The organism is Streptomyces sp. NPDC054783, from assembly GCF_053611725.1.
Genome location: NZ_JBSHAY010000034.1, coordinates 23704 through 49018 on the forward strand (window position 1 = coordinate 23704; position 25315 = coordinate 49018).

The following is a 25315-nucleotide window of genomic DNA, read 5'->3' on the forward strand; positions in this document are numbered from 1 at the left end:
CTGACAGATCACCGGCGACCTCCGACAGCCGGCCGACACAGGCCCGCTCCCGACGTACCGGTGGGGCACGGGGCAGACCTCCAAAGGCTCGTCCGACCGGTCGGCCCAGCACCACCAGACATGCCGACCGGTACACCGCCACGGCGTCCGGGAGGTCCGGCGGCCATCGTCCTCCCGCCGAGAGAGGACGAAGCCGCCGAAGCTCATGGGCCGGCTGCACTCGGGACCGGGCGGAGGGTCGTCGGTCATGCCGCGCACCCTGATGGAGCGACCGCTTCGGCCCGCAGCAACTTGGGTAGGGGGTCTGCCTTGGGCTCGTGTGCCCGTACCTGCGCCGAGGGTCCGCAGGCGTCCGCGCTCGTCCGCTGTCGTACGCCCACGGCGCCGGGCCGGGCCCGGGTGAGGCGCTCGGGACCCGGGCCGACTCCATGGATCGCGAGACGATGCCCACCATGGAGCGCGAGTTCGGACTCGGGCTGCTGTGCGACCTGGTGGAGCGGGCCCGGCATCGTGTGACACCTCACCTCGTCACCGTGCTGGACGAGGCCGGCGGCGGCAAGACCCGCATCCTCACCGAGTTCGCCCGAGCCGTCCAGGAGCATGTGCACCTGACCAGCTTCCAGGTGGGCCGGGCCCCGCTGACCTGGCGGGACAGCACCTTCGCCCTCCAGACGGAGAGGGTCTCCGCAGTGTGCGGGGTGGAGCCGGAGGACTCCCTGCCCGAGGCGCTGGACAAGCCGGCCTGGCCTCCGATGAGCGGGTGCACCGATTACTGGTCTGTCTGAGGATCCGCAGACGGAGCCGGACTCCTGGTGGCACTTCTCGAACGCACCGTACTGGACCGGCCGTTGGTGCTCGTGATCGACGACCTGCACCGCGCGGACAACGAGTTGCACGACTTCGTCAGTGGGTTCGCCGACCTCTCCCGCGTGCCGTTGCCGGTGGTGGCCTCCTTCCGGCCCGAGCTGCTGCAGCGGCGGGCCGACCGGGGCGGCGGCAAGCACCGTTTCACCTCGATGCCTTGGGAGTCGCTGTCGGACGACGCGGTCGACAAGCTCTTGGCCATGGCGTCGGAGCCCGCGGCGCGGGTGGGGCCGCCGGCTACGGGTACCCGCGAGCCACGCACCGACCCCAGGCGGCGCCGGCCCGTTCCCTGGCCCGTAGCCGCGTTCGACGTTGAGTGCACGCGTGGTGTGTGGTGTCGTACCTCCCGACAGCGCGTGCCGGACCGTGCCCGGACGCGCGCGGGAAGGGGGGACCGTGCCGGATCTTCGGGCGTCCTCGGGGTGGAGCGCCGCCGCCGAGTCCCGGGTGACCTTGGAGCAGTTGCTGTCCGTCGTCGGCACCGGAGCCGTGGAACTGGACACGGCACCCGGCGGTCTCGCGGTGGCCGTCACGGGTGTCGCCGTACTTGACGCGCTGGACCCCGGCGTCCGGCCGCGCGAACTGCTGCTCGCCGTCGGTGTGGACGCGGGCTCGGCCCACGCGGTGGACGTGCTGCGCCGGGCCGGTGAGGCGGGCGCCGCGGGTGTGGTGTTCGGGTCGGACCGACGTGGCGGGGCCGCGGAGGCGCTGCGCTCGGCCGCCCGGGAGACCGGTACGGCGGTGCTGTTCCGCACCCCCTGGTGCTCCTGGGCCCAGCTGGTCGGTGTGCTGCGGGCCGGGCTCGCCTCGGCCGGGGGCCCGCCGCTGCCCGCCGCCCCGGACCTCGCCCCGGGCGACCTCAACGGACTGGCCGACGCGGTGGCCGCCCTCGTCGGTGGCGCGGTGACCGTCGAGGACACCGAGTCACGCGTGCTGGCGTACTCCTCGACCGAGGAGGACGTGGACGACATCCGACGGCTGACCATCCTCGGCCGCCGCGTGCCGCCCTGGCGCGTCTCGGCGATGCGGGAGGCGGGGTTCTTCGCCGCCCTGTGGGGGACGGACGACGTCCTGTACCGGCGGGCCCAGGGGGAGGATCCCGAGCGCCTGGTATGCGCTGTGCGGGCGGGCGGTGAGGTCCTGGGGTCCTTGTGGGTGGCCGCGGTCACTGGCCGGCCCCTGGCCCCGGACGCGTCCGAGGTGCTGCGCGCGGCTGCCCGGACTGCCGCCGCGCACCTGCTTCACCATCGCACCCGCGGTGCGGACAGCCGTTTGGTGGAGGACGCGGCGCGCGCTCTGCTGGAGGGCCGCGGTTCGCCCGAGGTGCTGGCGGAGCGGGCCGCGCTGCAGGTCCAGGCGCCGTGCGCCGCCCTGGCCGTGGCAGCCGCGGCCGCGGACGGCGACCCGTCCCGGTGGCACGCGCTGCTCGGGCTGCACTGCGCCGCGTTCGGGCACCGGGCCGTGGTGGTACCGGCGGGCGGCCGGCTGCTGGTGCTGGTCAGCTCGCTCGACCCCGACCCGGAGCGGGCCGACGGCGAGGTGGAGCGGCTGGGCACGTCGCTGGTCGCGCGGGCCTCGGCGGCCACCGGGACGCAACTGCGCGTGGGGCTCGGCGAGGTGGTGCCGGGGCTGGCGCTGGCGGCCGAGTCCCGCCGGTCGGCCGAGCTGGCCCTGCGAGCCCTGACGTACGCCGGGGGGCCGCGTGCCGTCGGCCGGACCGCGGACGTCGCGGACACGGTCGGCGTCATGCAGGTCATGGAGGCGCTGCGCGAGGTGCCGTTGGCGCGGGGGACGTCGGTGGCGCGGCTGGCCGCGCACGACGCGGAGAGCGGCGGGCGGCTGGTGGAGACGCTGCGCGCCTACCTGGACCACTTCGGTGACGTGGCCGCCGCCTCGCGTGCGCTCGCGATCCACCCCAACAGCCTGCGCTACCGGCTGCGCCGGATCACCCAGGTCTGCGGGCTCGACCTGGAGAGCGCGGACGCACGTCTGCTGGCGCAGCTGGAGTTACGGCTGCGGGAGAACGGCACAGGGAAGGAGTGAAGGCGGCGCCCCGCTGCCACCCGCGCGCGCGCACCACGGCGGAAGCCGCTTTCGTGTGCGCGCACCAACGTGGGGCACCGCTTTCGTGAGCGCGCACAACGGCGCGGCCCGGAGTGTGCGATCGCCCGGCCCGGCCGCCGTGGCGGCGGCCCTGTTCCTGCCGACGCGACGAAGACACGGCCGGTGCGCGACGAGCAGCCTGGACATCAGCCGGGACTTGGCCCGGACCCCGTAACCGACTCCGGAAGGCTCGTCATGACCGCTGTGTCCCCCGCCGCCGCACGGCGCGAACGCATCCTCCAACAGGCAGTGGAACAGGGGCTGTTGGAACCGGAGGCGTCCCGGCTCGTCGCGTTCGTCGACCTCGACGGTGTGGCCGCGACCGTATCGGACCTGTACGACGCCTTCGCCGACACCCCCGGCGCCCTGCACGCGTTCGCCGCGAAGGCCAACTGCCTGGTGCCGGTGCTGAGGGAGCTGAACGGTCTCGGTATGGGCTGCGAGGTCGCCACCGCCGGGGAGCTGGCCCGGGCGCTGGCGGCCGGATTCCGGCCCGAGCGGATCGTGTTCGACTCGCCGGCCAAGACGAACGACGAGCTTCGGCGGGCGCTGGCGCTGGGGGTGGCCGTCAACGTGGACAGCTTCCAGGAGCTGGAGCGGATCGACCGGATCCTCGAACGCCGCCCTTCCCGCTCACAGATCGGGGTGCGGGTGAACCCGCAGGTGGGTGGTGGCAGCATCGCCGCGATGAGCACGGCCACGAGCACCTCCAAGTTCGGTGTGCCGCTGGCGGACCCGGGCAGCCGCGAGCGGCTGGTGCGGGCGTTCGGCGAGCACCCGTGGCTGACCTGGGTGCACGCGCACACAGGATCGCAGGGCTGCCCGCTCCCCCTGATCGCGGAGGGGGTGGCGCAGGCGGTCGGGTTCGCCGAGCAGGTGGACGCGGTGTACGGAGCCGGCCGGATCGTCGGCATCGACATCGGCGGCGGGCTCCCGGTGAACTTCGCCGGTGATGAGGTCACGCCGTCCTTCGCCGCGTATGCCGGACATCTGAAGAAGTCCGCGCCGCAGCTCTTCGCGGACCGCCGCTACCGCATCGTCACCGAGTTCGGGCGGTCCGTGCTGGCGAAGAACGGGTTCATGGCCGCGTACGTCGAGTACACCAAGACCTCCGGTGACCGGCCGATCGCCGTCACCCACGCCGGTGTCCAGGTCGCCACCCGGACCGTGTTCGCGCCGGACGCCTGGCCACTGCGGATCGAGGCGCATGACGCGTCCGGCCGAGCCAAGCGGGGGCCGCTCGTGCGCCAGGACGTCGCGGGCCCCGCCTGCTTCGCCGGGGACCTGCTGGCCGGCGACCGTGCGCTGCCGCTGCTCGAGCCCGGCGACCTCGTCGTCGTACCGGACACCGGCGCCTACTACTTCTCGACGCCGTTCCACTACAACAGCCTTCCCGAACCCGCGGTGCACGGCGTCCGGGCGGACACGGACGGCCGGATCCGGTTCACGCTCCTGCGTCCCGCACAGGATCCGTGGGACGTGCCCGGGCACGACGGTGTGGCCGTGGCGGACCTCGAACCGGTGGCCGTGCCGGCCCGCGACGCCCGGTAGGGGGCGAGCGTGAGCCGGAGCGAACGCGAGCGGCCCGAGGGGGACGGGCCGCTCCTGACCCAGCGTGCGGCGATCGTGTTCCTGCTGGCCGCGTTGGCCGGTGTCGGCGCCACCGTGCTGGCGGCCCTGGCCGGCGACGCGTGGCCGGTCGCCGTGAGCGTCGGCTGCGGCACCGCGGCCACGGCCGTGCTGTTCTTCAAGGAGATCATCGGCTAGGGGGACGGGCGCCGAAGATTGCCGGGTGGTCTACGCGAGCAGCCGGCGCGCCAGGTGGGACAAGCTCACAGCTTGAGGCCGAACCATGTCGTCTTCCCCTCGTCCGTGGGGCGGACGCCCCAGGCGTCGGCGAGGGCGCGGACGAGGAGCAGGCCGCGGCCGCACTCGTCGTCCGCGGCCGCGACACGCGGCTGGGGCAGGTGGGGGCTGCGGTCGCTGATCTCCACGGTGAGGTCGGTGTCCGTGCGGCACAGGTGCAGGGTGATCGGGCCCTCCGCGTGCTGGACGGAGTTGGTGAGGATCTCGGAGAGCAGGAGGCGTGCGTTGTCCATGCGGTCGGTGCAGCCCCAGGCACTGAGCGTCTTGTCGAGGAAGTCGCGGCCCGCCGGAACGGACTCCGGTACCGAGGGCAGGCCCGTCGCGGCCGTGGCCAGCGGAGCCTCGGGCAACCGGGTCAGCAGGAGCGTGACGTCGTCATGGCCGTCGGCGTCCGGGAGCATGGTCGACAGGACGTGGTCGGCGGCGGCTTCCAGGTCGGGAGCTGTGGCCGCGAGTTTGTCCAGGGTGGCCACCAAGTGGATGAGCTGGTCCTCGATGTCGGTGCCCGGGGTCTCGATCAGACCGTCCGTGTAGAGCACGAGGGTGGCGCCGCGGGCGATCGTCGTGCAGCACTGTTCGTAGATCACGCCGCCGACGCCGAGGGGCGCGTTCACCGGCGTGGGAAGCGTCTGGGTACTTTCACCGGGAACGGTGACAAGAACCGGCAAGTGCCCGGCCGAGCATATGGTCACCTCGCCCGCGTCGGCGGCGATGGTCAGATAGCAGCAGGTGACCAGTTGGTCGGGGACGTCGAGGTCGGCGACCACGGCTTCCATGGCCTGCATCAGCTGCCGGGGCTGCAACCCGGTCTTTGCCAAAGCATGTGCGGCGGACCGGAGTTGGCCCATGACGGCTGCGGCCTCGAGTCCCCGGCCCATCACATCGCCGATCAGCACACCGACCCGGCCGGCGCCCAGCGGGATCAGGTCGAACCAGTCACCGCCGACACCGGCGCCCTGTGTCGCCGGCCGGTAGCGGCTGGCGGTGGTGAGGCCCGGGATGGCGGGCGGGGTGCCCATCAGACTGCGCTGCAGCGTGAGGGCGATGTGCCGCTGCTGCTCGTACAACTCCGTCAACTCCGCCTCGGCACGTTTCCGGTCGCTGATGTCCCGGACGATCGCGCAGGCTCCGACGACCGCCCCGCTGCGAGCGCGGGTCGGCCACAAGGTGACGTCGACGTCGAGCAGCGTGCCGGCTTTGGTGAGGCGCAGTGTCTCGAAGTGCTCGACCTTCTCGCCCTTGCGCAACCGTTCCAGGAGCACGGTGACCTCGTGGTCCCGATCGGACGGTGCCAGCATGGACACGTGCCGCCCCAGCACCTCGGAGGCCGTGAACCCGTACAGCCGCTGGGCCGCGGCGTTCCAGTACGTGATGTGACCGTCGAGCGTCTTGGCGAGGATGGCGTCCTGCGAGGACTCCACGAGCGCGGCGAGTTCGTTGATGCGCTCTTCGGCGGCTTTGCGTTCGCTGACGTCGCGTACGGCGGCGGAGACGAGGAGGCCGTCGGCGGTCTCCAGGGGGCTGAGGCTGATCTCGACGGGGAACTCGGTGCCGTCTTTGCGTAGTCCGTACAGTTCGAGTCCGGCGCCCATGGGGCGTACCTGTTGGTTGTGGGCGTAGGCGTTGCGGTGTTCGGTGTGGTGGGTGCGGAAGCGGCCTGGGACGAGGAGTTCGACGGGGCGGCCGAGGAGTTCTTCGCGGCGGTAGCCGAAGAGCGCTTCGGTCTGGGCGTTGACGAGCCGGATCGCTCCGGCGTCGTCGACGATGACCATGGCGTCCGGCGCCGCCTCCAGCAGGCCGCGGAACCTTTCCTCGGCGGCTTTGCGTTCGCTGACGTCGCGTACGGCGGCGGAGACGAGGAGGCCGTCGGCGGTCTCCAGGGGGCTGAGGCTGATTTCGACGGGGAACTCGGTGCCGTCTTTGCGTAGTCCGTACAGTTCGAGTCCGGCGCCCATGGGGCGTACCTGTTGGTTGTGGGCGTAGGCGTTGCGGTGTTCGGTGTGGTGGGTGCGGAAGCGGCCTGGGACGAGGAGTTCGACGGGGCGGCCGAGGAGTTCTTCGCGGCGGTAGCCGAAGAGCGCTTCGGTCTGGGCGTTGACGAGCCGGATCGCTCCGGCGTCGTCGACGATGACCATGGCGTCCGGCGCCGCCTCCAGCAGGCCGCGGAATTTCTCCTCCGCGGCTCCCGGCGTACCTGTCCGGCTCTCGGCGCTGCACCAACACATAGGCTGTCCCACCACGCCGGCGGGATCGGGTGGAACTGCTCCGGCCAAGCCACTCATTTACGTCCTCGCCCCGGGCTCACGATGAGAACGGTCATCTCATCGGAACAAGGACGGCTCCGCGACGGTATGTCGCTTAGTGGCTGCACAACGGTCGAACGTGTCCGCCGAAGGCGAACCGGTGACCACTCCAAGGCGGCGTCCGCCCGGTCGCACAAGAGCGTGTGGGGCCTCTCGGATGCGGCACGTTCGGTCTGGTCGGCGGCCGACGCGGTTTCACGGCCGGCGCCGGGGCACCGGGCGGTCGCTGCTCCCAGTCGGCTGCGTCACCGCCGCACGTCGGTTACGTTGGTAAAGCACCTGGCCAGAGGGGGGTAACAAGCCGTAACCCACCGAGGACGCTCCATGACCGGCGTGATCGTCGTGCTGCTGCTGGTGGTCCTGGCCACCGCTGTGGCGACCGGTGCCCGGCGCTGGAGCCTGCCCGCCCCCTCGCTCCTCGTGATCGCGGGTCTGGTCGTGGGTCTGATGCCCTGGGTTCCCGAGGTCCGCCTGCCGCCTCACGTGATCAACGTGCTGGTGCTGCCGCCGCTGCTCTACGCCTCGGCCGGGGAAATCTCCGTCCGCGACCTGCGCACCGTGTGGCGGCCCGTGACGGGCCTGGTCTTCGGCCTGGTCCTCGCCTCGGCCCTCGCCGTCGGGTACGTGGCCCATGCGATCACGCCGCTCACCGCCGCGACCGCGTTCATCCTCGGTTCCGTCCTGGCCAGTACCGACCCCGTGGCCGTGACCGCGCTCGGCCGGCGCCTGTCACTCCCACCGGGCGTGCAGGCCATGGTGCAGGCGGAAAGCCTGTTCAACGACGCCACCTCGCTGGTCCTGTACAAGGTCGCCGTGGCCACCGTGGTGTCCGGCAGTACCATCAGCGTGCCCGGGACCGCCCTGCAGTTCCTGATCCTTGCAGGCGGCGGAGCCCTCATCGGGGCGGCGCTCGCCGCAGTGGTGACCCTGATCCGAAGACGGACCGACGACCCCATGCTGGAGACCGTCATCGCGTTGGTCACGCCCTACGCCTCCTACGTCATCGCGGAGCAGTCGCACACCTCCGGCGTGACCGCCGTCATCGTGTCCGGGGTCGTCCTCGGCAGCACCGGCCACAAGCTCGGCGACGCCCCCGTCCGCCTCCAGGTCCGCGCCATCTACGACACCGTGACCTTCCTGCTGGAGAGTGTCGTCTTCGCCCTGATCGGGCTCGAGCTGCCTTCGGCCGTCCGTCATCTCGCGCGCGACGAGCACGGCTGGCCGCTGTGGGTGCCGGTGATCGCCTTCACTCTGCTGGCGATCCGCCTGCTGTGGATCTTCCCGCTGTCCGCCCTGATCCACCACCGGCACAGGGAGAGCGACAACCGCCTCTCCTGGCGGGTTCCGGCGGTCCTGTCCTGGGCGGGGACCCGAGGCGTCATGCCGCTGGCAGCCGCGCTCTCCATCCCCCTGGTCACCCACACAGGGGCGCCGCTGCCGCACCGGGCGCTCATTCTCACGCTCACCACCGGGACCGTCGCGCTCACCCTCGTCTTCCAGGGATTCACCCTGGCCCCCGTCGTCCGCCGCTCCGGCATCGCTCTGGAACCGGAGCACACCGCCCGCGAGGAGGCCCGGACCCGCCGGCACATCGCCCACGCCGCTCTCGACGAGCTCAAGCTGCTCGGCGATCCGGATCAGCTCGCCGATCTGGGCGCCGCCGCCGAGGCCGCCCTGAAACAGGCCCGTCACCAGCTGGAAGCGCGCATCCACCAGGTCGAAGACGCCCACTACAGCGACCCGGACGCCCGCCCCGCCGACGCCTACCGCGAGATACGCCGGACACTCATCGCCATCGAGGCGGCCGAGCTCCATCGCCTCTACGAAGCGAACAAGATCAGCAACGCCACCCGGCGCCGGATCCAGCACGAACTCGACCTCGAAGAAGCCAGCCTCCGCCCCCGCGACTGACGGCCGGCTTCAGCACCCCGCTCATACGCCGATGGGGCACAGGACAAGACCGCGGCAGCGGTACGACTCGAGTTCAGTTGTCCAAGGCGGAGCCGGCCTTGCCGAACCCGCGACCACCCGTGGAAACCCTGTGGAAGCGGTGTCGGTGGTGCCGCCTATGCTGCACCCGAAGATCACGCGGAACCTGGGGAGGGCGCGGCATGTTCGACAAGCTGTTCGGCAGGGGTGGGGGGAGACCGGCGGCGGATCCGTACGCCCTTCCCGTCCCGCGAAGGCAGAAGAACGGGATGTACACGCCGCGCGCGCTGGGAGACGCGCGGGTGCTCGCGCTGGTGGAGGCGGCCGGCGCGGGTGACTGGGCGGCGGTCAGGGCGGCGCTCGACCCCTTCGATCTCGGCCGCGACCATCAAGTCCTCGGTGAGCTGGCGGACCTGGACGGTGTGCAGGACTGGATCGCCCGGGCCGTCGAGGAGGACAAGGAGCACCGGGCGACGGCCCTGCTGATATCCGGGGCGCGTCACATCAACTGGGGCTGGGAGGCGCGCACCCGCGCGCTGGCCGTGGACGTCACGCCGGAACAGTGGCGGGTGTTCCACGAGCGGCTCCACATCGCCGAGGAGCAGCTGTTCGAGGCCGCCGAGTTGCGGCCGGAATGGGTCACGCCGTGGTGCCGCCTCCTCACCTCCGGCCGCGGCATGTCGCTGGGCCCCGCCGTCAACGAGACCCGGCGCGACGCCGCCCTGCGCCGCGACCCGCTGGACCTGGACACCCACGTCGAGTGGGTGTCGCAGTTGCAGCCCCGGTGGGGCGGCGAGCCGGGCCAGGCCCTGGCGTTCGCCCGGGAGGCGTTCGCCGGGGCTCCCGAGGGCCATCGCCTCGGCTGCGTGATCGCCATCGCGCACATCGAGGACTGGGTCGAGTCCGACCGTGGCAACTGCCTCATCACCCCCGAGATCCAGGACGAGTTGCTGGAAGCGGCCGAGCGCAGCATCCTCCATCCCGCCTACGTGCGTCGCCCGGGCTGGCAGCAGGACTTCAACATGTTCGCCATGGCCCTGTCCCTGGCCGCCGAGCGCATCGCGTTGCCGCGCGTCTTCCACGAACTGCAAGGTGCCTACACCTCGTGGCCGTGGAGGTACATGGCGAAGCCGGAAGAGATGTACGCCCGCGCCCGGCGCAACGCCTGAACCCGTCACCCCGCCCGCCGCCCGTCGCTCACCTCACCCCGGACTGCCCGATGACCCTGCCCGAAACCCCGTTGAGCCCGGCCGGCGCCGACCGCACCTTCCAGGTGGATCTGCGCGGCCTCGTCGACCTCCTCTCCCACCACCTCTACTCCAGCCCCCGCGTCTACCTGCGCGAACTCCTGCAGAACGCGGTGGACGCGCTGACCGCCCGGCACAGCCTCGAACCGGGCGCCGTCGCCGACGCGTTCGGCATCCGCCTGTACGCCGACGGTTCGGTGGTACGGGTGGAGGACGACGGTGTCGGTCTCACCGAGGCCGACGTGCACACCTTCCTCGCCACGATCGGCCGCAGCAGCAAGCGCGCCGACGGCATCGCCGAGCAACGCGCCGACTTCATCGGCCAGTTCGGCATCGGCCTGCTCTCCTGCTTCCTGGTCGCGGACGAGATCCACGTCCTGAGCCGTTCCGCCCGCACCCCCGACGCCCCCGCCGTGGAGTGGCGCGGCCGCGGCGACGGCAGCTACTCCGTCCGCACCCTGCCCGCCTCCGCCCGCCCCCAGCCCGGCACCACCGTCACGCTGACGCCCCGCGCCGACGCGGGCGAATGGACCCGGCCGCGCCAAGTGCAGGCGCTCGCCCGGCACTTCGGCTCCCTGCTGCGCCACCCCGTGACCTTCGACGGCGGTACGGGCGGCCCGGGCTCGGCCGTCAATCCCGAGCCCGCCCCCTGGGCGCGCACCTACCCCACGCCGGGAGCCCGCTCCCGCGCGCTGGCCGCGTACGGCGAAGAGGTCTTCGGGTTCACGCCGCTGGACACCATCGAGCTGGACCTGCCGGCCGTGGGCCTGAAGGGCATCGCGTGCGTGCTGCCCGAGGCGGTGCCGGCCGGGCGCCGCCACGGCCACCGCGTGCACGTCAAGGGCATGCTGCTGTCAGAGCAGGCCCAGGAGATCCTGCCCGAGTGGGCGTTCTTCGTCCGCTGCGTCGTCGACGCCGAGAGCCTGCGCCCGACGGCGTCCCGCGAGTCCCTGTACGAGGACGACACCCTCGCCGCGGTCCGAGACGCCCTGGCCGAACGGCTGCGCGCGTGGATCGCCCGGACCGCCGCCAGCGACCCGGAGCTCCTCGGCCGCTTCCTCCAGGCCCACCACCTGGCCGTGAAGTCGCTGGCGGTGCACGACGACGAGATCCTGCGGATGCTGCTGCCGTGGCTGCCCTTCGAGACCACCGACGGACACGCCACGCTGGACGAGTTCGCGCGCACCCACCGCACCGTGCTCGTGACGTCCAGCGTGGAGGAGTTCCGGCAGGTCGCGGCGATCGCCTCGGCCGCCGGGCTCGGCGTCGTCAACGGCGGTTACACCTACGACCGCGAACTGGTCCACCGGCTGCCGGAGATCAGGCCGGAGGTCGGCGTCGCCGACCTCGATCCGGCGACACTCACCGCCCACCTCGACCCCGTCGACCGGGAGACGGAACTGGCCGCCGCGGCCTACCTCGCCCTGGCCCGCGACGCCCTCGCCGTCTTCGACTGCGACGTCGCGCTGCGCACCTTCCAGCCCGCCTCCGCCCCGGCCCTCCTCCTCGACAGCCGGGAGGCCCGGCACGAGCGCACCCGTTCCCAGCTCGCCCGCGAGCAGCAGGGAGGCCTGTGGGGTGACATCCTCGGCCACCTGCGTCAGGAGGCCCCGCGGGCCCAGCTGATCCTCAACCAGCTCAATCCGCTGGTCCGTACGGCCGTCACCATCGACGAACCCGAACTGGCCCGCACCAGCGCCGAAGCCCTCTACGGGCAGGCCGCGATGCTGTCCCGGCGCCCGCTCCGGCCCGCCGAATCGAGCCTCATCAACCGCTCCTTCCTCGACCTTCTCGCCCACGCCCTCCGCAAGGACAGCTGACGATGCCGACCGCACCCCAGACCACCGACGAGCTGTACCAGGCGCTACGGGAGAACGACCGGCGCCCCTACGGACGTACCCGCACCGTCACGGCCGAGGAACTGGCCGACGCAGCCGAGCAGTTCGCGGAGCCCGTCCCGCTCGTCGACGCGTTCCTCGCACTCCAGAAGGCGTACAACTACGGCTCCGAACCCAGGAAGTCACCCGTCGTCTTCGCCCGCCTGCTCACCCTCTTCGACGAGCAGCCCGACGTCTTCGACGAGCGCCTGCGCCACCTGCTGTTCTGGCGGTTCAAATGGGTGGCCCACGCCCTGCGCCAGCTGCCCGAGATACCGCTGGCCAGCCTGCGCCAATGGCTGACGGAGATGCGCGACCGGTACGAGAAGGCCGGCCTCGAACTCCAGCCCTACTACGGACAGGCGTACCAGCTCGCCGCCCACGTCGGCGAGGACACCACGCTCGCCTACGAGCTGTGGGCGGGCCGTACCCGCACCAGGCTCAGCGACTGCGAGGCCTGCGAGATCTGCGAGCGCGCTCTGCACCACCTCGCGGCGGGCGACGACGAGCGGGCGCTGCGCACCTGGGAGCCCGTCCTGGCCGGGAAGGAATCCTGCCAGGAGGAGCCCGCCCGCTCGGTCTCGTACGCGCTGCTTCCCCTGCTGCGCACCGGCAGCACCGACCGGGCCCGCGAGCTGCACCTGGCCGGTTACCGTGGCTGCCGCCGCAATCCGTCGATGTCCGGGGAGGTCGGCCGGCACCTGGAGTTCTGCGCGCTGACCGGCAACGAGGCACGCGGTCTGGAACTGCTCGCCGAGAACCGGAGCCTGTTCGACGACGTCGACTCGCCGCTGGACCTCCTCGACTTCCTCACCGGAGTGGAGGTCCTCCTCCAGCGCGTAGAATTCCTGGGCCACGGCGAACTGCCGGCCGCCGGATACGCGGGCCGCACCTGGACGGTGGCCGGACTGTGCGCCGAGGTGCGTGGCCGCGCCGGCGACCTCGCCGCCCGCTTCGACGCCCGCAACGGAACCACGGCCCACACCGACCGGCGCAGCACCCGCCTGGACCGTGCGCCCCTCCTGGACGCACTGGAACTCACCCTGCGCGCCCGCGGCCTCGACGACGTGGCCCCGGCCGCCCCGGCAGCCGCGCCCGCCGCCCGCACGGCCGCCGCCGTTCCCGAGCCGCTGCCCGAACTCATCGCCCGGGCACGGGGGTTGGACGAGCAGGGGCATCCGGACGCGGCGGCCTGCTGGGCACGGCTGCGCACGCTCGTCGCCGCCCCCGACTACGCCCACCCCGACGACCCGGCCGTGGGACCGCTCGTACAGCTGCGCGCGGACCTGCTGGCCGACGAGGCGGGCCGGGCGGGCGAGAAGGACGGGGCCGACGAAGCCGCCGCCCTGTACGAGGAGGCCGCGAGCCTGTACGACGAGGCCGGAGCGCCCGGTCACGCGGCGCTCGCCCGCGCCTGCGTCCTGCTCCCCGCGGGCGGGATCCCCGCCGATCATGCCGACGGAGCCGAGGCGAAGGCCGCCGCGCTGACCGCCGCACACGCGGCCCTCGTCCGACTGCACGAGGAGACGCCCGGCCTCGCCCCGTACCAGGAGGCCCGCATGCTACGGCTGCGGGCGACCGCGCTCGGCCTGCGTCTGCAGACGTCGGGGGACGAGGAGCATCTCGCGCCGGTCCTCGCCGAGGTGGACCTGCTGCTCGCCTTTGCCACCCGACACGACATCGCCGGACAGGTCTCAGGCGCCCTCATGCTGCGGGCCAGTACGTACGCCCTCTCCGGCGATCTGCCCACCGCGGTCACGGAGACCGACGCCCTCCTCGACCGGCTGAGGGCGCACGGCCCCGCCTGGCACCTGCCCCGCACGCTCGGCCTGCGCGCCCGGATCCGGCTCGGCCTCAGGGACGCGCAGACCGCGCACGCGGACCTGACCGAGAGCCTGCGCCTGGCCGCCGACTGGCCGTCCGCCACGGTCGACACCGCCCGCCTGCACGGTGATCTGGCCGAGGCCTGCCTGCACCTGGGCCGCCCCGACGAGGCACTGCGGCACCTGACACGCTCCGCGGAGCTGGAACTGCGCCACGGCAGCCGGACGGACGCGTTCTGCTCCTACAGCAACGCCGCCCAGCTCAGCCTCGACCTGGGCCGCGTCGAGGACTGCATCGCTCTGCTCGACTCCCTCCTGGCCGAACCGGACGTCGCCGCCGGTGAGCTGGACGACCGGCTCGTCGCCCAGCTGCGCCTGACCCGCGCCCGCGCGCTGCACGCGGGCGCGGACCTCAAGGCCGCCACGGCGGAGTTCGCCGCCCTCGCGGCCGAGTCGGCCGGCTGGGACGACGACCCCGGGAGCCACGCCGTGATCGCCGCGGAGACCGCCGTACTCCTCGCCGAATCCGGCGAGTTCGGCCGGGCCCGCGAGGCCGCGAACCAGGCCCTCGCCGCCCACGTCCGGGTCCCGCGCTACGAGCAGCTCAGCAGCTGCCTGCGTGAACTGGCCCGCCTCCAGGCCCAGCAGCAGGGTTCCGAGGGCCTGGCCGGCGCCCTCGCCTTCCTCGCCGACGCGGGCAGGATCGCCGATGAGGCCCGCGCCGCGGGGTACGAGGTCCGCGACCGCTCCCTGGAGCCTGCCCTGGCCTACGAACACGGACGGGTCAACGCCTACGCCCGTGAGTACGAGACCGCCCTGGCTGCCCTGGACAAGGCCCTCACCCTGCTCGGCGAACCGGGACCCGACGCGGACCACGCCGGCGAGTGGGCCGAGTGCGTCCGTCTCGCGGGCGCTGTGGAGGGCATCTACCTGGAGCGCCCCGCCCCTGCCCGCAGCCGCCTCGACGCGGCGGTCTCCCGCCTCACTGCCCTTGGCCACACCGAGGAGACCGAGCCGCTGACCTCCCTGGCGGCCCGGCTGCGCGACAAGGGGTGATGCGGCGGGTGCCTTCCCGATGCCGTTGCCGCCGGGCCGGGGCCGGGGCGGGCTGATCACCCCGGGGCGGCTTGCCCCGGTGAGTACGCTGGTACGGGCGTTGACGCGGGGACCTGCGCAACCGGCTTCGGCGTCCTGGTGGTGGACCTGAGTTCGAGGCGGGGGCGTTGGCATGGCTACGAGGATCTCGGTGACCGTCAAGGGGCTGACCGGTCTGGACGATCTGGACCGGATGCTTGAAGAGCTGGCGGCGGAGACCGGTCTGTCGTGGCGCTCGTCGGCCGTCGACCAGGGCAAGGTGCTGACCGGCGGTATCGTCGAGATCGTCCTCGTGGCCGCGGTCGGCAAGGCGACCGAGATGACCGTGTCGGCCGCGGTGGACGCCGTGAAACGGGTTGTCGAGCGCTGGCGCAGCGAGCGGCTGGATCCGCCCGAGACCTCGGTCGGCACCGAGTCCGTACCCGACTCCGCGGCCCAGCCGGCGGCGGAAGGGCTGGACGGCTGAGATGGCGTCCCGTGCGGTGGTCATAGGACCGGCGAGGTACGCCGTCGGTTCGGGGTTGGACAGCCATCCGCCGATCGGCGAGAGCGCGCGTATGTACGGCGAGGTTCTCGCGGGCGACGAGATGTGGGGTGCCGACTGCTGCCGGGTCCTGACCGAGGACGAGGTCCAGACTTCTGACGGCGTGATGAGGGCGTTGCAGGAGGCCGCGGACGAGACGGGTCCCGACGACATCTTCCTGGTGGTGTATGTCGGCCACGGTCAGTACTGGAGTGATGTTCCCGGCGCGCAGGTCCATCTCTCCGTGGGCTCGTCCCACCGGGACAAGCCATGGACATGGCTCTCCAGTTGGTATGTCTACCGCGTCATGCGCAAGGCCAGGGCGAGGCTGAAGGTCCTGATCGCCGACTGCTGTTACTCGAACCTGCTGCCCCAGCTGGGGGAGGAGTCCGTCCTTCCCGGAGTCCTGGGCGCGCTGGACGAGGGCACCTGTGTGTTCACGGCCGTCAAGAACGCCAGTTTCGCACCTGCTGACGGTTGCTCGGCCCTGCCGGGGAATCTCGCCAAGTGCACACCGTTCAGCGGGCATCTGCTGCACATACTGCAAGACGGCACGAAGGACCACAATCACCAGCTCACCATCGGCCTCCTACGGGAGGCGGTGAAGAAGGAGATGGAGAACTGCACAGGTGCCCAGCACCAGGTACCGAGGATGTCGCTGAACGACGCCCGTGACGGCACTCCGCTCTTCACCAACCAGATGGAGCTCAAGAAGCGCGATCCGGTCCCGCAACTCCCGGTCGAGCCCGCGGACTGGGTCAAGACGTTGATGATGGACCGGGACTCCCGCCTCGAAGAACTGCTGAAGGACGAGCGGAAGACCGGCGACGTGGTGGCACTGCTCAGCTCCAGGCCGGACGAGGCCAGCCGGCATCTCGCGCGGCACATCGACGTCAGGGCCAACCAGGCGTTCAGCTCGCCCCATGCCTTTGCCCGCTACTGGAACCAGGTGGAGAAGGCACTGCGCGTATGACGGAGGGCCAGAAAGCCGCGGGCTCCGCCAGGGCCAGGAGTTCCGAGGGTGACGGTACGGCGGAGCCGTGGGGTTTTGGCTATGAATGGGTGACCAAGTGCTCGGTCGCCGCCTTCAAGGAGCGCATGCAGGCCATGCGGGAGGGCGAGCGGCCCGTCACCGAGAGCAGCGAGAAGCCCCGGCCCGCCAACGCGATCAGGGCGCTGCACGCGTTCGCCATGCTCAGCACCATCGACCGGCTCATCGAGTGCGCGGTGAGTTTCGACTACCGGGACGCCGTCAACATGGTGGCCACGGCGGCGCTGAGCCGGAACATCATGCACGCCGCGGAACTCGCCATCCGGCAATGGGATGCCGAGCGTGCCGGTGAGGGCGGGCACCCGCGGCTGACGGACGGCGTCATCCACGACATCGCCTGCCAGCGCACGGTGCTCGACGTCGCCGTCTTCGTCCGGGAGTGCCGTCGCGCCGGGAAGAGCGAGCTGGTGGACAAGACGCTGCGCGTGTTCACCACACCGAGTTCGGGGCGGACCAACCTCGACAAGGCCCTCCTCTACATCGCGCTCCGGGACGAGAGGTGCGCGGAAGAAGCCGCCGAGCTCCTCCGTCAGACCCTCGTCGCGATCACCGAGCACGTACATGTGCCGCCGCAAGTCTCGTACACCATTCCCAGGGAGTTCCAGGATCTCGCCGGCGCGCTGCACCAGCTCAGTCCCTCCGAGCGGATCCTGGAGGAGTGGGTCGACGCACAGTTGCGGATTCCGGATCACGTACCCGGGACGAGACGGATCGTCGCCCATCTGATCGCCACCCGGACCGACAGTCCCGACACTCTGGTGGAGCATGTCGGCACCCGGCTGTCCCAGCATGACATCGCGGAGATCTGCGGCCAGTTGGCCAGGCAGGGGGCCGCCGAGAAGTGCGTGCTGATCCGCGAGCACGCCGCGTCCCGCGACAACGTGGAGCACCTGGCGGAGATCGTCATCGCCTGGCACCGCTCAGAGGCCCTCACCAGGACGACCAAGGACCTGCTCGCCGACATCGTGGCCAGGGGGACGGCACGAGCGGCCGGGCCGCGTTCGCCGGTGGAACTCGACTACCTGGACACGGTACTGGGCAACTTCAACGCCCAGCCGGAATGCAGGAGGCTGCTTCGCATCGCCGCCGCGGTGCACACCGACGGCCGCTCCGGAGCCGATCTGGCCGGTCTGCTGGTCAGGATCGAGCGGCCGAGGGACCGCAACCGTGCGGCGCAGACGATCGCCCAGCGACTGGCCGCGCGCGTCCTCGAACAGGGCGCCGACGCCGGGCTCTTCGTCGAGTACGTCACTGGGCTGCGGGGCCACGGCCGCGCCGAGGCCGTCGATCTGGCCTGCAAGGAACTGGCGGACCCCTCCGACCCGGTCGGCGTGATCCGGGGTTCGGGTGCGGTCATCGCCGAGATCGCCGCCTGCCTGTACGGCGCGGCGCTGCCCCGCGACGGCTGGGACCTGCTCGAACGATGCCTGGAGAACGAGCAGCGTGTCACCCCTCAGGACGTGGCGCTGGTCGTCGACCGGCTGCGCACCAGCACCATGGAGGAAGAGGACAGGTATTTCCTGCTCCGTGCCACGGTGGGCCGCTGGTCCGACGCGAACCGCCGGGAGGAGGCGGTCGGGGAGCTGCGTGGCAGGGGATTCGAGGCGGAGGCCACGGAAGTCATTCGTTCGCTGCGCTAGCGGCCGCGGCGGGTCGGCCGGTGCCCGGAGTCGGCAGCATGGGCGCCACTTCGGCCATGTGGCGTCTGGACGCGTCGACCAGGCCCTCGAAGGCGGCGAGCGCCGCGGCGACGGCCAGGAAGCCCCCGAGGAGCTTGGGGAGCACACCGACCGAGGAATCGCCCAGCAGCGTCAGCAGCGTCAGCACCGCGAGATGACCGATCAGCCAGAGCGCGGCCTGGGCGGCGGGGCTGGTGCGCCAGTGCCGGAACAGTGTCACGTGCACCTTCGCGTCGTACATCCGGCCGAAGGCGGGCAGCCACCGGGCGAGGATCGGCAGGCACAGCAGCAGGGCGCAGCCCACCGTGAGTGTCGCCATGCCCCGCCACAGGGGGGCCCAGCCCGCCCCGTAGAGGATCAGTGCGATCAGCGCGAAACCGGCCCGCGCCAGGACCTCGCGGACGCCGCGCCGCAGGGGGGACCAGCCGGTCAGGTGGTCGCGGAGCGACACGAGGACGACGCCCGGGACGGCGTAGACGACCAGTGTCAGGACTCCGGTGATCGCGACGAGGGAGCTCCAGCTGCCGCCGACCGCCAGTAACGCGATGCTCGCGACGAAGAAGTCGACGACCAGGACCAGCCAGTACACGTCGTACCGCCGTTTCAGGGACGCCTTGCGGGCGGTCTGCAGCCCGCGGTGCGTGAGATGGGCCCGGCTGAGCGCTGCCACCTCGCGGGTGAGCGCATGGGCGAAGACGAGCCCCGCGCCCATGGGTGAGATCACGGCGCCGATCCTGAGCAGCCACCAGAGCCACCACAGGGAGAGGGCGTAGGCGAACTGGGCATAGGGCGACGGCTCGGTGCCGGCCGGATTCCAGTAGGACGCCTGATACTTCGTGAAGACGACCTGCAGCGATATGTACAGGACCATCGCCCCGCTGATCGTTCCGAAGACCGCCCTGCGGAGTCGGGCCGCCTCACCGATTCCCCGACCCCACCGCTTGATGTTCCCGGCGAAGTCCAGCGGTCCCTGGAAGCCGACGTAGGCGAAGATCACGCCGCTGCCGACGACCGCTGCCAGGGCGGCGCCGGCACCTTTTCCAGTGCCGCCACCCGCGTGGGGACTGCGGTGGTCGAAGCCGGCCGCGATCAGCAGTGCGACGGTCAGGACGGGGATGACGACCTTCACCACCGTCAGCCAGGAGTTGATCCTGAAGAAGATCCGCGGGGCCACCAGATTCACCGCGGAGATCGCCGCCATGAACACCAGGGCGTAGCCCCAGCCTTTGAGGGTGAGCGCCTGGGAAGAGTCCAGGAGCCCGTGGACCTTCCAGGACAGGCCCCTGGTCATCGCGACGGCCTCACTGGAGAGGTTGATCGCGTAGAAGATCCACAGGCCGGCCGCGACCACCGTCGCCACCAGCGCGCCGCTGCTCTGCAGCGGCAGGAATATCAACCCGCCGGTCTTGGGGGCGACGGTGCCCAACTCGACCATGACCGCGGCGATCAGCAGCATGAGCAGGCCGCCGAACACCCAGGCCAGGTAGGCGTCCGAACCGGCCCGGCGGAACGCGTCGTCCGCTCCCAGCAGCCAGCCGGAACCGATCATGCCGCCGGCCGCCAGGCCGACGAGGTGGAACACCGACAGCCGCCGCTGCTCGTCCTCGTCCTCGGCGCGCACCGGCGGTCGGCCCTGAGGTCTCACTTCCCGGACACTCATCCGTCCTGTTCCCCCGCGTAGCGTCGGCAGATCCTCACGCACAGTGGCGAACAGGGTACTGGCCGGTGCGGGCCGGGGATACGGCGTTCCGTCCCGCACCCACCTGTTGTGTCAGAAAGGACTCTGGTGTCGAACTCGCCTTCGCCGGACAGAAGTTGTGCCATGTGTCGACGCCGGCGGCCACCGAACCCCGGCCGTCTCCTCGCCCACGTGGAAGAGATGTGAAGACCGCCCGAGCGGACACATGAAAACCGATGAAAGTCCTGAGGGCTGCGTGACGTTGGGGCTGGGGTGCGGCTTTACTAGGAGTTACCCGTGGACCATCGCCAGGCAGAGGCATGGTGGGGATCCGGGTAACGGGAGGACTGTCGATGGCTTACGCCAAGGGGTATGACGTGTCCGACTTCCAGTCGGGCATTCCGGGGGACGCGGGCTTCGTCTTCATCAAGGCGACCGAGGGAGCGCACACCGAACAGAGCGGCTACAAGCGGAAGTTGGCGGACGCGCGACGCCGCGGACTGGTCGTCGGGCACTACCACTTCCTGCACGCGGAGAACCCGGTGGCGGACGAGGTGGACCACTTCTGCCGGGTGGTCGGCCATGTGCCGCAGGGCGAGCTGCTGGTGCTGGACTTCGAGCCGTACGGCCAGAACGTGAGTGACGCGCACGCGACCCAGGTGAAGAACCAGTGGCTGGCAGCGGTGAAGCGGCACTACCCGGACAACCGGGTCGGCCTCTACGCCAACCGCGACTACTGGTTCCGGACGGATGACAACGCGGGCGACTTCCTCTGGATAGCGGACTACGTCACACCGGGCGCGCCCAGGATCCGGGCTCCGTGGAAGTTCCATCAGTACACCGAACGGCCGATGGACATCGACGTGTACCACGGCACCATGCAGCAGCTGAGGGAGTGGGCGGGCGCCGCGGCGTCGAAGCCGGGCCCCGCGCCACGGCCGCAGCCCAAACCCACACCGCATCCGAAACCCCAACAGCCCTGGCACGGACTGGAGTTGGTACGGCGCGCCGAATGGGGTGCCCGACCCTGGCGGGAGCCGAACGGGTCGATCCCGTACCACGAGCCGCGCAAGGGCGTGAAGGTCCACTACCTGGGCACGTCCTACACCTTCGGTCCGCACTCCACCTGTGCGGCCTATGTGCGACGCATCCAGAACGGGCACATGGACTTCGACAAGTGGTCCGACATCGGCTACAGCTTCGTGGTCTGCGAGCACGGCGTGGTCTTCGAAGGCCGGGGACTGGAGCGACGCAACAGCGCCAACGGGAACGTGCCGCTCAACGAGGCGCACTACGCCGTCTGCGCGCTGGTCGGATCCTCCGGGTCCACCACGCCCACCTGGGAGCAGCTCAACGGCCTGCGGGACGCGATCGAGTACTGCCAGAAGCACGGCCCGGCGGGCCCGGAGATCAAGGGCCATCGGGACGGGTATGCCACCGCCTGTCCCGGCCCGACGCTCTACGCGTGGGTGCGCGAGGGAGCGCCGCGGCCGTCGGGCTCGGGCACCAGCCCCGAGCCGCAGCCCAAGCCGCAGCCGAAACCGCAGCCCAAGCCGCAGCCCAAGCCACAGCCGAAACCGCAGCCTGAGCAGCCGACACGCCGTCAAGTCACCCTCGGCGGACTGCGCTACGGCTTCGGTGCCAAGGGCATGCACGTCACAGCAGTCGGCCGCGCGCTGGTCGGCGCCGGGTTCGGCAAGCACTACCACGAGGGCCCCGGCCCCGAGTGGACGGATGCCGACACCCTCAACTACGCGGACTACCAACGCAGTCAGGGCTACTCCGGCGCCGACGCCGACGGCGTCCCCGGCGAGCGTTCACTGCGTGCCCTGCTGCACGGGGCGATCCCGCTGGCCACGGTCGTGCACGGCAAGGTGGTCGACTCGGCGCGGCGCGACCCGGGCGCCCCGCAGGGCGCGACCAGCAACCCGGACCACGTCCTCACCGTCGAACTCGCCCTGGCCGACGAGGGGTTGCTCGACCGCACATGGGTCGACGGCTCCTTCGGCACCAAGTCCGTCGCCGCCTACTCGGAGCTCCAGAAGCGCTACGGCTACACCGGGATGATGGCCGACGGCATCCCCGGCAAGGACTCGCTGACCAGGCTCGGCCACGCGCACGGCTTCGCCGTCGAGTGACCTTTTGCCGCGAATGACTGAGGAACCGTCATGTACCAGATAGCCCTGTCCCTCTGGCGTACCTTCGTGCCCTACCTGGTGGCCTTCGTCGTGCTGCAGGCCGCCCGGTTGGGCATCCACCTGAACAACGCCACCGTGAACTCCGCGCTCACCACCGGCTTCGGCACGGTCTACTACGCGGTCTTCCGCGTGCTCGAGCACCGCTACGGCGCCCGCTGGGGCTGGTTCCTCGGAGCGGCCAAGCCGCCGTCCTACGCACCCGCGGGTGCTGCCGCCTCCAGCAGCCACGCGATCGACTACACCAAGCTCCCGGAAGGGGGCTGATTCCCCATCAACTGGCTTCGATCCAGGGACAGTTGTGAAGAAAGTTGGGTCGAGGCGTGCAGATATCAGTTCCCGGTCGGAAATGAGCAGGACTGGCCGGATGGAGTCCTTGACCGGTGCGCAATCGGACCGTGAGACTCGTTCTGCACTCAGGCACCAGGGACTTCATGCAGTACCAGCGCAACGCCTCCGCGGTACAGGTGCCGTGGAGGCTGCGACGGGGGAATCAGGTAACGGCCGCACTGGGCCTCTTCCAGTGCTCGTGTACATGTCGTGACTCCGCGCTCGTTCGGCGGCGGTCACAGCGCACCGCGCACCGACCGTCGGTTCGCGCGTGTCTTCCTCCTTCTTCTTCATGTCCCCGGGTGCGACAAGGGAATGGAGGGGGAATTGACGACGACACCGACCTATCCCGGCGTCTACATCGAGGAACTGCCGAGCAGCGTCCGTACGATCGGCACCGTGACCACCTCGGTCACCGCCTTCGTGGGCCGCACCCGGCGGGGACCGGTGGACCGGCCTGTGACCATCACCAGCTTCGCCGACTACGAGCGGCAGTTCGGCGGCCTCGACCCGCAGAGCCCGGTCAGCTACGCCGTGCAGCAGTTCTTCGTCAACGGCGGCACGGTCGCCGTCATCGTTCGCGCGGTGGCGGCCGGCACGGGCAAGTCGGCGACGGTGACGCTGCACTCGACCGAGAGCAGCACCGAGACCCCGGTCCTGGAGGTCACCGCCGAGCAGCCCGGCGCCTGGGGCGCGGGCCTGCGGCTCCTCGTGGACTACGACACCACCGCTCCGGACAGCACCTTCAACCTGCGGGTCTTCGACGTCACCGGCGGTGTCAACGAGTTCTTCTCCGGGCTGTCGGTCAAGGCCGGCGACTCCAACTTCGCCGAGACCGTGGTCAACGACGGCTCCGACGCCATCAGGGTGAAGGTGCTCGCCGAGCAGCGCCCGGACCCGGTGGGCACCGTCTCCAAGCCCTTCGCCGCCACCCTGCCCGACCTCACGCAGCAGATCGAGGTCAAGATCGGGAGCGTCCGGCGCACCTTCCGCATCTACGACGCCGAGCAGGACGGCAAGGCCCCGGTCACCGTCACCGACCTCGCCCTACTGCTGGAGCGCAAGCTGCGCGCGCTGCCGGACGCCCCCGGCAAGCGCGTCTTCACGGGGACCACCGTCACCGCCTTCGGCAAGCGCCTGCAGATCGTGGCCGGTTCCACCGACCCCGCCGACTCCGTGCGCTTCGTCGGCGAGGCCGCCAACAACCTCGGCCTGGAGGGCGGCGTCAACCCGCCGGTCTTCGCGCTGGCAGGCGGCGAGGACGGCGGAGCGCCAGGCCCGACCGACCTCATCGGCAGCGAGCCGGAGAAGAGCGGCATGCAGGCGCTGCGCGACGTCCAGGACGTCAACCTCCTGGTGCTGCCCGAGATTTCGGCCTACCCGGACATCGAGGACCAGCTCACCGTGCTCTCGGCGGCGCAGGCGCTGGCCGAGGAGAAACGGCTCTTCGTCATCGCCGACGCCCCGCAGACCTGGTCGAGCGTGGACGCGGCGCGGGCCGGTCTGTCCGCCTTCGACCCGGTGCGCAGCGACCACTCGGCGCTCTACTTCCCGCAGGTGGAGCTGACCGACCCGCTCACCGGCCGACTGCGCTCCTTCCCGCCGTCCGGCAGCGTCGCCGGGGTCTACGCCCGCACCGACGCCGCGCGCGGGGTGTGGAAGGCGCCGGCCGGGACGGAGACCCCGCTCTCCGGGGTGCGGGCGCTGGGCGTCAAGCTCACCGACAAGGAGAACGGGCTGCTCAACCCGCTGGGGCTGAACTGCGCGCGGACCTTCCCCGTCGTGGGCCCGGTGGTGTGGGGTGCGCGGACGCTGGCGGGTTCGGACGTGCTGCAGTCCGAGTGGAAGTACGTCCCGGTGCGGCGGCTGGCGCTGTTCATCGAGGAGAGCCTCTACCGCGGGCTGCGATGGGTGGTCTTCGAGCCGAACGACGAGCGGCTGTGGTCGCAGATCCGGCTCAACGTCGAGGCCTTCCTGCAGAAGCTCTTCCAGCAGGGGGCGTTCCAGGGGACGACTCCGCGCTCGTCGTACTTCGTCAAGTGCGACAGCTCGACCACCACACAGGCGGACATCGACCGCGGAGTGGTCAATGTGCTGGTCGGCTTCGCGCCGGTGAAGCCAGCGGAGTTCGTGGTCGTCCAGATCGAGCAGATGGCCGGGCAGTTCGAGGCATAGGTTCAGGGGTTAGGAAGCAGCTTTCATGGCCGAGTTCACCGTCAATCCGCAGCGATTCGACCCCTACAAGAACTTCAAGTTCCTGGTGGTCTGGGACGGCCGGGTGGTCGCCGGCATCAGCAAGATCAGCCCGATGAAGCGGACCACCGAGGTGGTCAAGCACCGCAACGGCGGCGACCCCAGTTCGCCGCGGAAGTCCCCGGGCCGCACCGAGTTCGAGGCGATAACCCTGGAGCGCGGGGTCACCCACGACCCGGAGTTCGACCGCTGGGCCAACAAGGTCTGGCAGGTCGGCGCCGGTCCGGGCTCCGAGGTCTCGCTCGCCGACTTCCGCAAGGACCTGGTCATCCAGGTGCTCAACGAGGCCGGACAGGTGGCCGTCGCGCACAAGGTGTTCCGGGCCTGGCCGAGCGAGTACCAGGTGCTCGGCGAGTTGGACGCCAACGCCAACGCGGTCGCCATCCAGAGCCTCAAGCTGGAGTGCGAGGGCTGGGACCGGGACTGGTCGGTCCCGGAGCCGCAGGAACCCACGTACACCAACCCGGCATAGCCGACTGTGCTTTCGCAACGTTCGGCC

The 25315-nt window shown here is 71.1% G+C and carries 17 protein-coding genes; 15 read left to right on the forward strand and 2 right to left on the reverse strand.

What is annotated here, in order from left to right; translation table 11 throughout:
• Positions 1-452 precede the first annotated feature (452 nt).
• The 4 genes from ACWGJ5_RS38235 (at position 453) to ACWGJ5_RS38250 (ending at position 4734) form a co-directional block, all read left to right on the forward strand.
• Positions 453-785, forward strand: a complete 333-nt coding sequence (locus ACWGJ5_RS38235) for a hypothetical protein (protein ID WP_453314225.1) — start codon at positions 453-455, stop codon at positions 783-785.
• 475 nt (positions 786-1260) lie between these two features.
• Positions 1261-2907 carry a PucR family transcriptional regulator gene (locus ACWGJ5_RS38240; protein ID WP_453314226.1) on the forward strand — a complete coding sequence of 549 codons (1647 nt, stop codon included), beginning with the start codon at positions 1261-1263 and terminating at the stop codon, positions 2905-2907.
• A gap of 255 nt (positions 2908-3162) precedes the next feature.
• Positions 3163-4518 (forward strand): diaminopimelate decarboxylase, encoded by a 1356-nt coding sequence (locus tag ACWGJ5_RS38245; protein WP_453314227.1) that lies wholly within the window; start codon positions 3163-3165, stop codon positions 4516-4518.
• Positions 4519-4527: 9 nt separating this feature from the next.
• A complete protein-coding gene (locus tag ACWGJ5_RS38250; RefSeq protein WP_228625797.1) occupies positions 4528-4734 on the forward strand; it encodes a hypothetical protein in 207 nt (68 codons plus the stop codon).
• Between the two features lie 65 nt (positions 4735-4799).
• On the opposite strand, the gene ACWGJ5_RS38255 is transcribed toward ACWGJ5_RS38250, so the two are convergent.
• Positions 4800-7058, reverse strand: coding sequence for a SpoIIE family protein phosphatase (locus ACWGJ5_RS38255; protein WP_453314228.1), 2259 nt, complete (start codon positions 7056-7058; stop codon positions 4800-4802).
• Positions 7059-7460: 402 nt separating this feature from the next.
• On the opposite strand from ACWGJ5_RS38255, the gene ACWGJ5_RS38260 reads away from it, so the two are divergent.
• The 7 genes from ACWGJ5_RS38260 to ACWGJ5_RS38290 all read left to right on the forward strand — a co-directional run bounded on the left by ACWGJ5_RS38260 (position 7461) and on the right by ACWGJ5_RS38290 (position 18321).
• Positions 7461-9047, forward strand: a complete 1587-nt coding sequence (locus tag ACWGJ5_RS38260) for a Na+/H+ antiporter (RefSeq protein WP_453314229.1) — start codon at positions 7461-7463, stop codon at positions 9045-9047.
• A gap of 200 nt (positions 9048-9247) precedes the next feature.
• Positions 9248-10234 carry a hypothetical protein gene (locus tag ACWGJ5_RS38265; protein WP_453314230.1) on the forward strand — a complete coding sequence of 329 codons (987 nt, stop codon included), beginning with the start codon at positions 9248-9250 and terminating at the stop codon, positions 10232-10234.
• A gap of 50 nt (positions 10235-10284) precedes the next feature.
• Positions 10285-12132 (forward strand): HSP90 family protein, encoded by a 1848-nt coding sequence (locus ACWGJ5_RS38270; protein ID WP_453314231.1) that lies wholly within the window; start codon positions 10285-10287, stop codon positions 12130-12132.
• A gap of 2 nt (positions 12133-12134) precedes the next feature.
• Positions 12135-15068, forward strand: coding sequence for a hypothetical protein (locus tag ACWGJ5_RS38275; RefSeq protein WP_453314232.1), 2934 nt, complete (start codon positions 12135-12137; stop codon positions 15066-15068).
• A gap of 172 nt (positions 15069-15240) precedes the next feature.
• Positions 15241-15573 (forward strand): hypothetical protein, encoded by a 333-nt coding sequence (locus ACWGJ5_RS38280; RefSeq protein WP_453314233.1) that lies wholly within the window; start codon positions 15241-15243, stop codon positions 15571-15573.
• Position 15574: 1 nt separating this feature from the next.
• Positions 15575-16603 carry a hypothetical protein gene (locus ACWGJ5_RS38285; RefSeq protein ID WP_453314234.1) on the forward strand — a complete coding sequence of 343 codons (1029 nt, stop codon included), beginning with the start codon at positions 15575-15577 and terminating at the stop codon, positions 16601-16603.
• A complete protein-coding gene (locus ACWGJ5_RS38290; RefSeq protein ID WP_453314235.1) occupies positions 16600-18321 on the forward strand; it encodes a hypothetical protein in 1722 nt (573 codons plus the stop codon). Before ACWGJ5_RS38285 ends, ACWGJ5_RS38290 begins: the two co-directional genes overlap by 4 nt.
• Here ACWGJ5_RS38290 and ACWGJ5_RS38295 read toward each other — a convergent pair.
• Positions 18302-20005 (reverse strand): APC family permease, encoded by a 1704-nt coding sequence (locus tag ACWGJ5_RS38295; protein WP_453314236.1) that lies wholly within the window; start codon positions 20003-20005, stop codon positions 18302-18304. The two genes, ACWGJ5_RS38290 and ACWGJ5_RS38295, sit on opposite strands and share 20 nt — an antisense overlap.
• A gap of 386 nt (positions 20006-20391) precedes the next feature.
• Between ACWGJ5_RS38295 and ACWGJ5_RS38300 the strand changes: the two genes are divergently transcribed.
• From ACWGJ5_RS38300 to ACWGJ5_RS38315, 4 genes are all read left to right on the forward strand, one after another.
• Positions 20392-22176 (forward strand): peptidoglycan-binding protein, encoded by a 1785-nt coding sequence (locus ACWGJ5_RS38300; protein ID WP_453314237.1) that lies wholly within the window; start codon positions 20392-20394, stop codon positions 22174-22176.
• 30 nt (positions 22177-22206) lie between these two features.
• Entirely contained in the window at positions 22207-22500 is a 294-nt protein-coding gene (locus ACWGJ5_RS38305; protein ID WP_453314238.1) for a hypothetical protein, read from the forward strand.
• Between the two features lie 390 nt (positions 22501-22890).
• A complete protein-coding gene (locus ACWGJ5_RS38310; protein ID WP_453314239.1) occupies positions 22891-24738 on the forward strand; it encodes a phage tail sheath family protein in 1848 nt (615 codons plus the stop codon).
• Positions 24739-24763: 25 nt separating this feature from the next.
• Positions 24764-25288 carry a phage tail protein gene (locus ACWGJ5_RS38315; protein ID WP_453314240.1) on the forward strand — a complete coding sequence of 175 codons (525 nt, stop codon included), beginning with the start codon at positions 24764-24766 and terminating at the stop codon, positions 25286-25288.
• Positions 25289-25315: the final 27 nt, after the last annotated feature.

Excerpts from the sequence above, each read along its gene's own strand:
- ACWGJ5_RS38235 (WP_453314225.1), top strand. The coding sequence starts at position 453 with ATGGAGCGCGAGTTCGGACTCGGGCTGCTGTGCGACCTGGTGGAGCGG.
- ACWGJ5_RS38245 (WP_453314227.1), top strand. The coding sequence starts at position 3,163 with ATGACCGCTGTGTCCCCCGCCGCCGCACGGCGCGAACGCATCCTCCAA.
- ACWGJ5_RS38255 (WP_453314228.1), bottom strand. The coding sequence starts at position 7,058 with ATGTGTTGGTGCAGCGCCGAGAGCCGGACAGGTACGCCGGGAGCCGCG.
- ACWGJ5_RS38260 (WP_453314229.1), top strand. The coding sequence starts at position 7,461 with ATGACCGGCGTGATCGTCGTGCTGCTGCTGGTGGTCCTGGCCACCGCT.
- ACWGJ5_RS38265 (WP_453314230.1), top strand. The coding sequence starts at position 9,248 with ATGTTCGACAAGCTGTTCGGCAGGGGTGGGGGGAGACCGGCGGCGGAT.
- ACWGJ5_RS38270 (WP_453314231.1), top strand. The coding sequence starts at position 10,285 with ATGACCCTGCCCGAAACCCCGTTGAGCCCGGCCGGCGCCGACCGCACC.
- ACWGJ5_RS38275 (WP_453314232.1), top strand. The coding sequence starts at position 12,135 with ATGCCGACCGCACCCCAGACCACCGACGAGCTGTACCAGGCGCTACGG.
- ACWGJ5_RS38280 (WP_453314233.1), top strand. The coding sequence starts at position 15,241 with ATGGCTACGAGGATCTCGGTGACCGTCAAGGGGCTGACCGGTCTGGAC.
- ACWGJ5_RS38285 (WP_453314234.1), top strand. The coding sequence starts at position 15,575 with ATGGCGTCCCGTGCGGTGGTCATAGGACCGGCGAGGTACGCCGTCGGT.
- ACWGJ5_RS38290 (WP_453314235.1), top strand. The coding sequence starts at position 16,600 with ATGACGGAGGGCCAGAAAGCCGCGGGCTCCGCCAGGGCCAGGAGTTCC.
- ACWGJ5_RS38300 (WP_453314237.1), top strand. The coding sequence starts at position 20,392 with ATGGCTTACGCCAAGGGGTATGACGTGTCCGACTTCCAGTCGGGCATT.
- ACWGJ5_RS38305 (WP_453314238.1), top strand. The coding sequence starts at position 22,207 with ATGTACCAGATAGCCCTGTCCCTCTGGCGTACCTTCGTGCCCTACCTG.
- ACWGJ5_RS38315 (WP_453314240.1), top strand. The coding sequence starts at position 24,764 with ATGGCCGAGTTCACCGTCAATCCGCAGCGATTCGACCCCTACAAGAAC.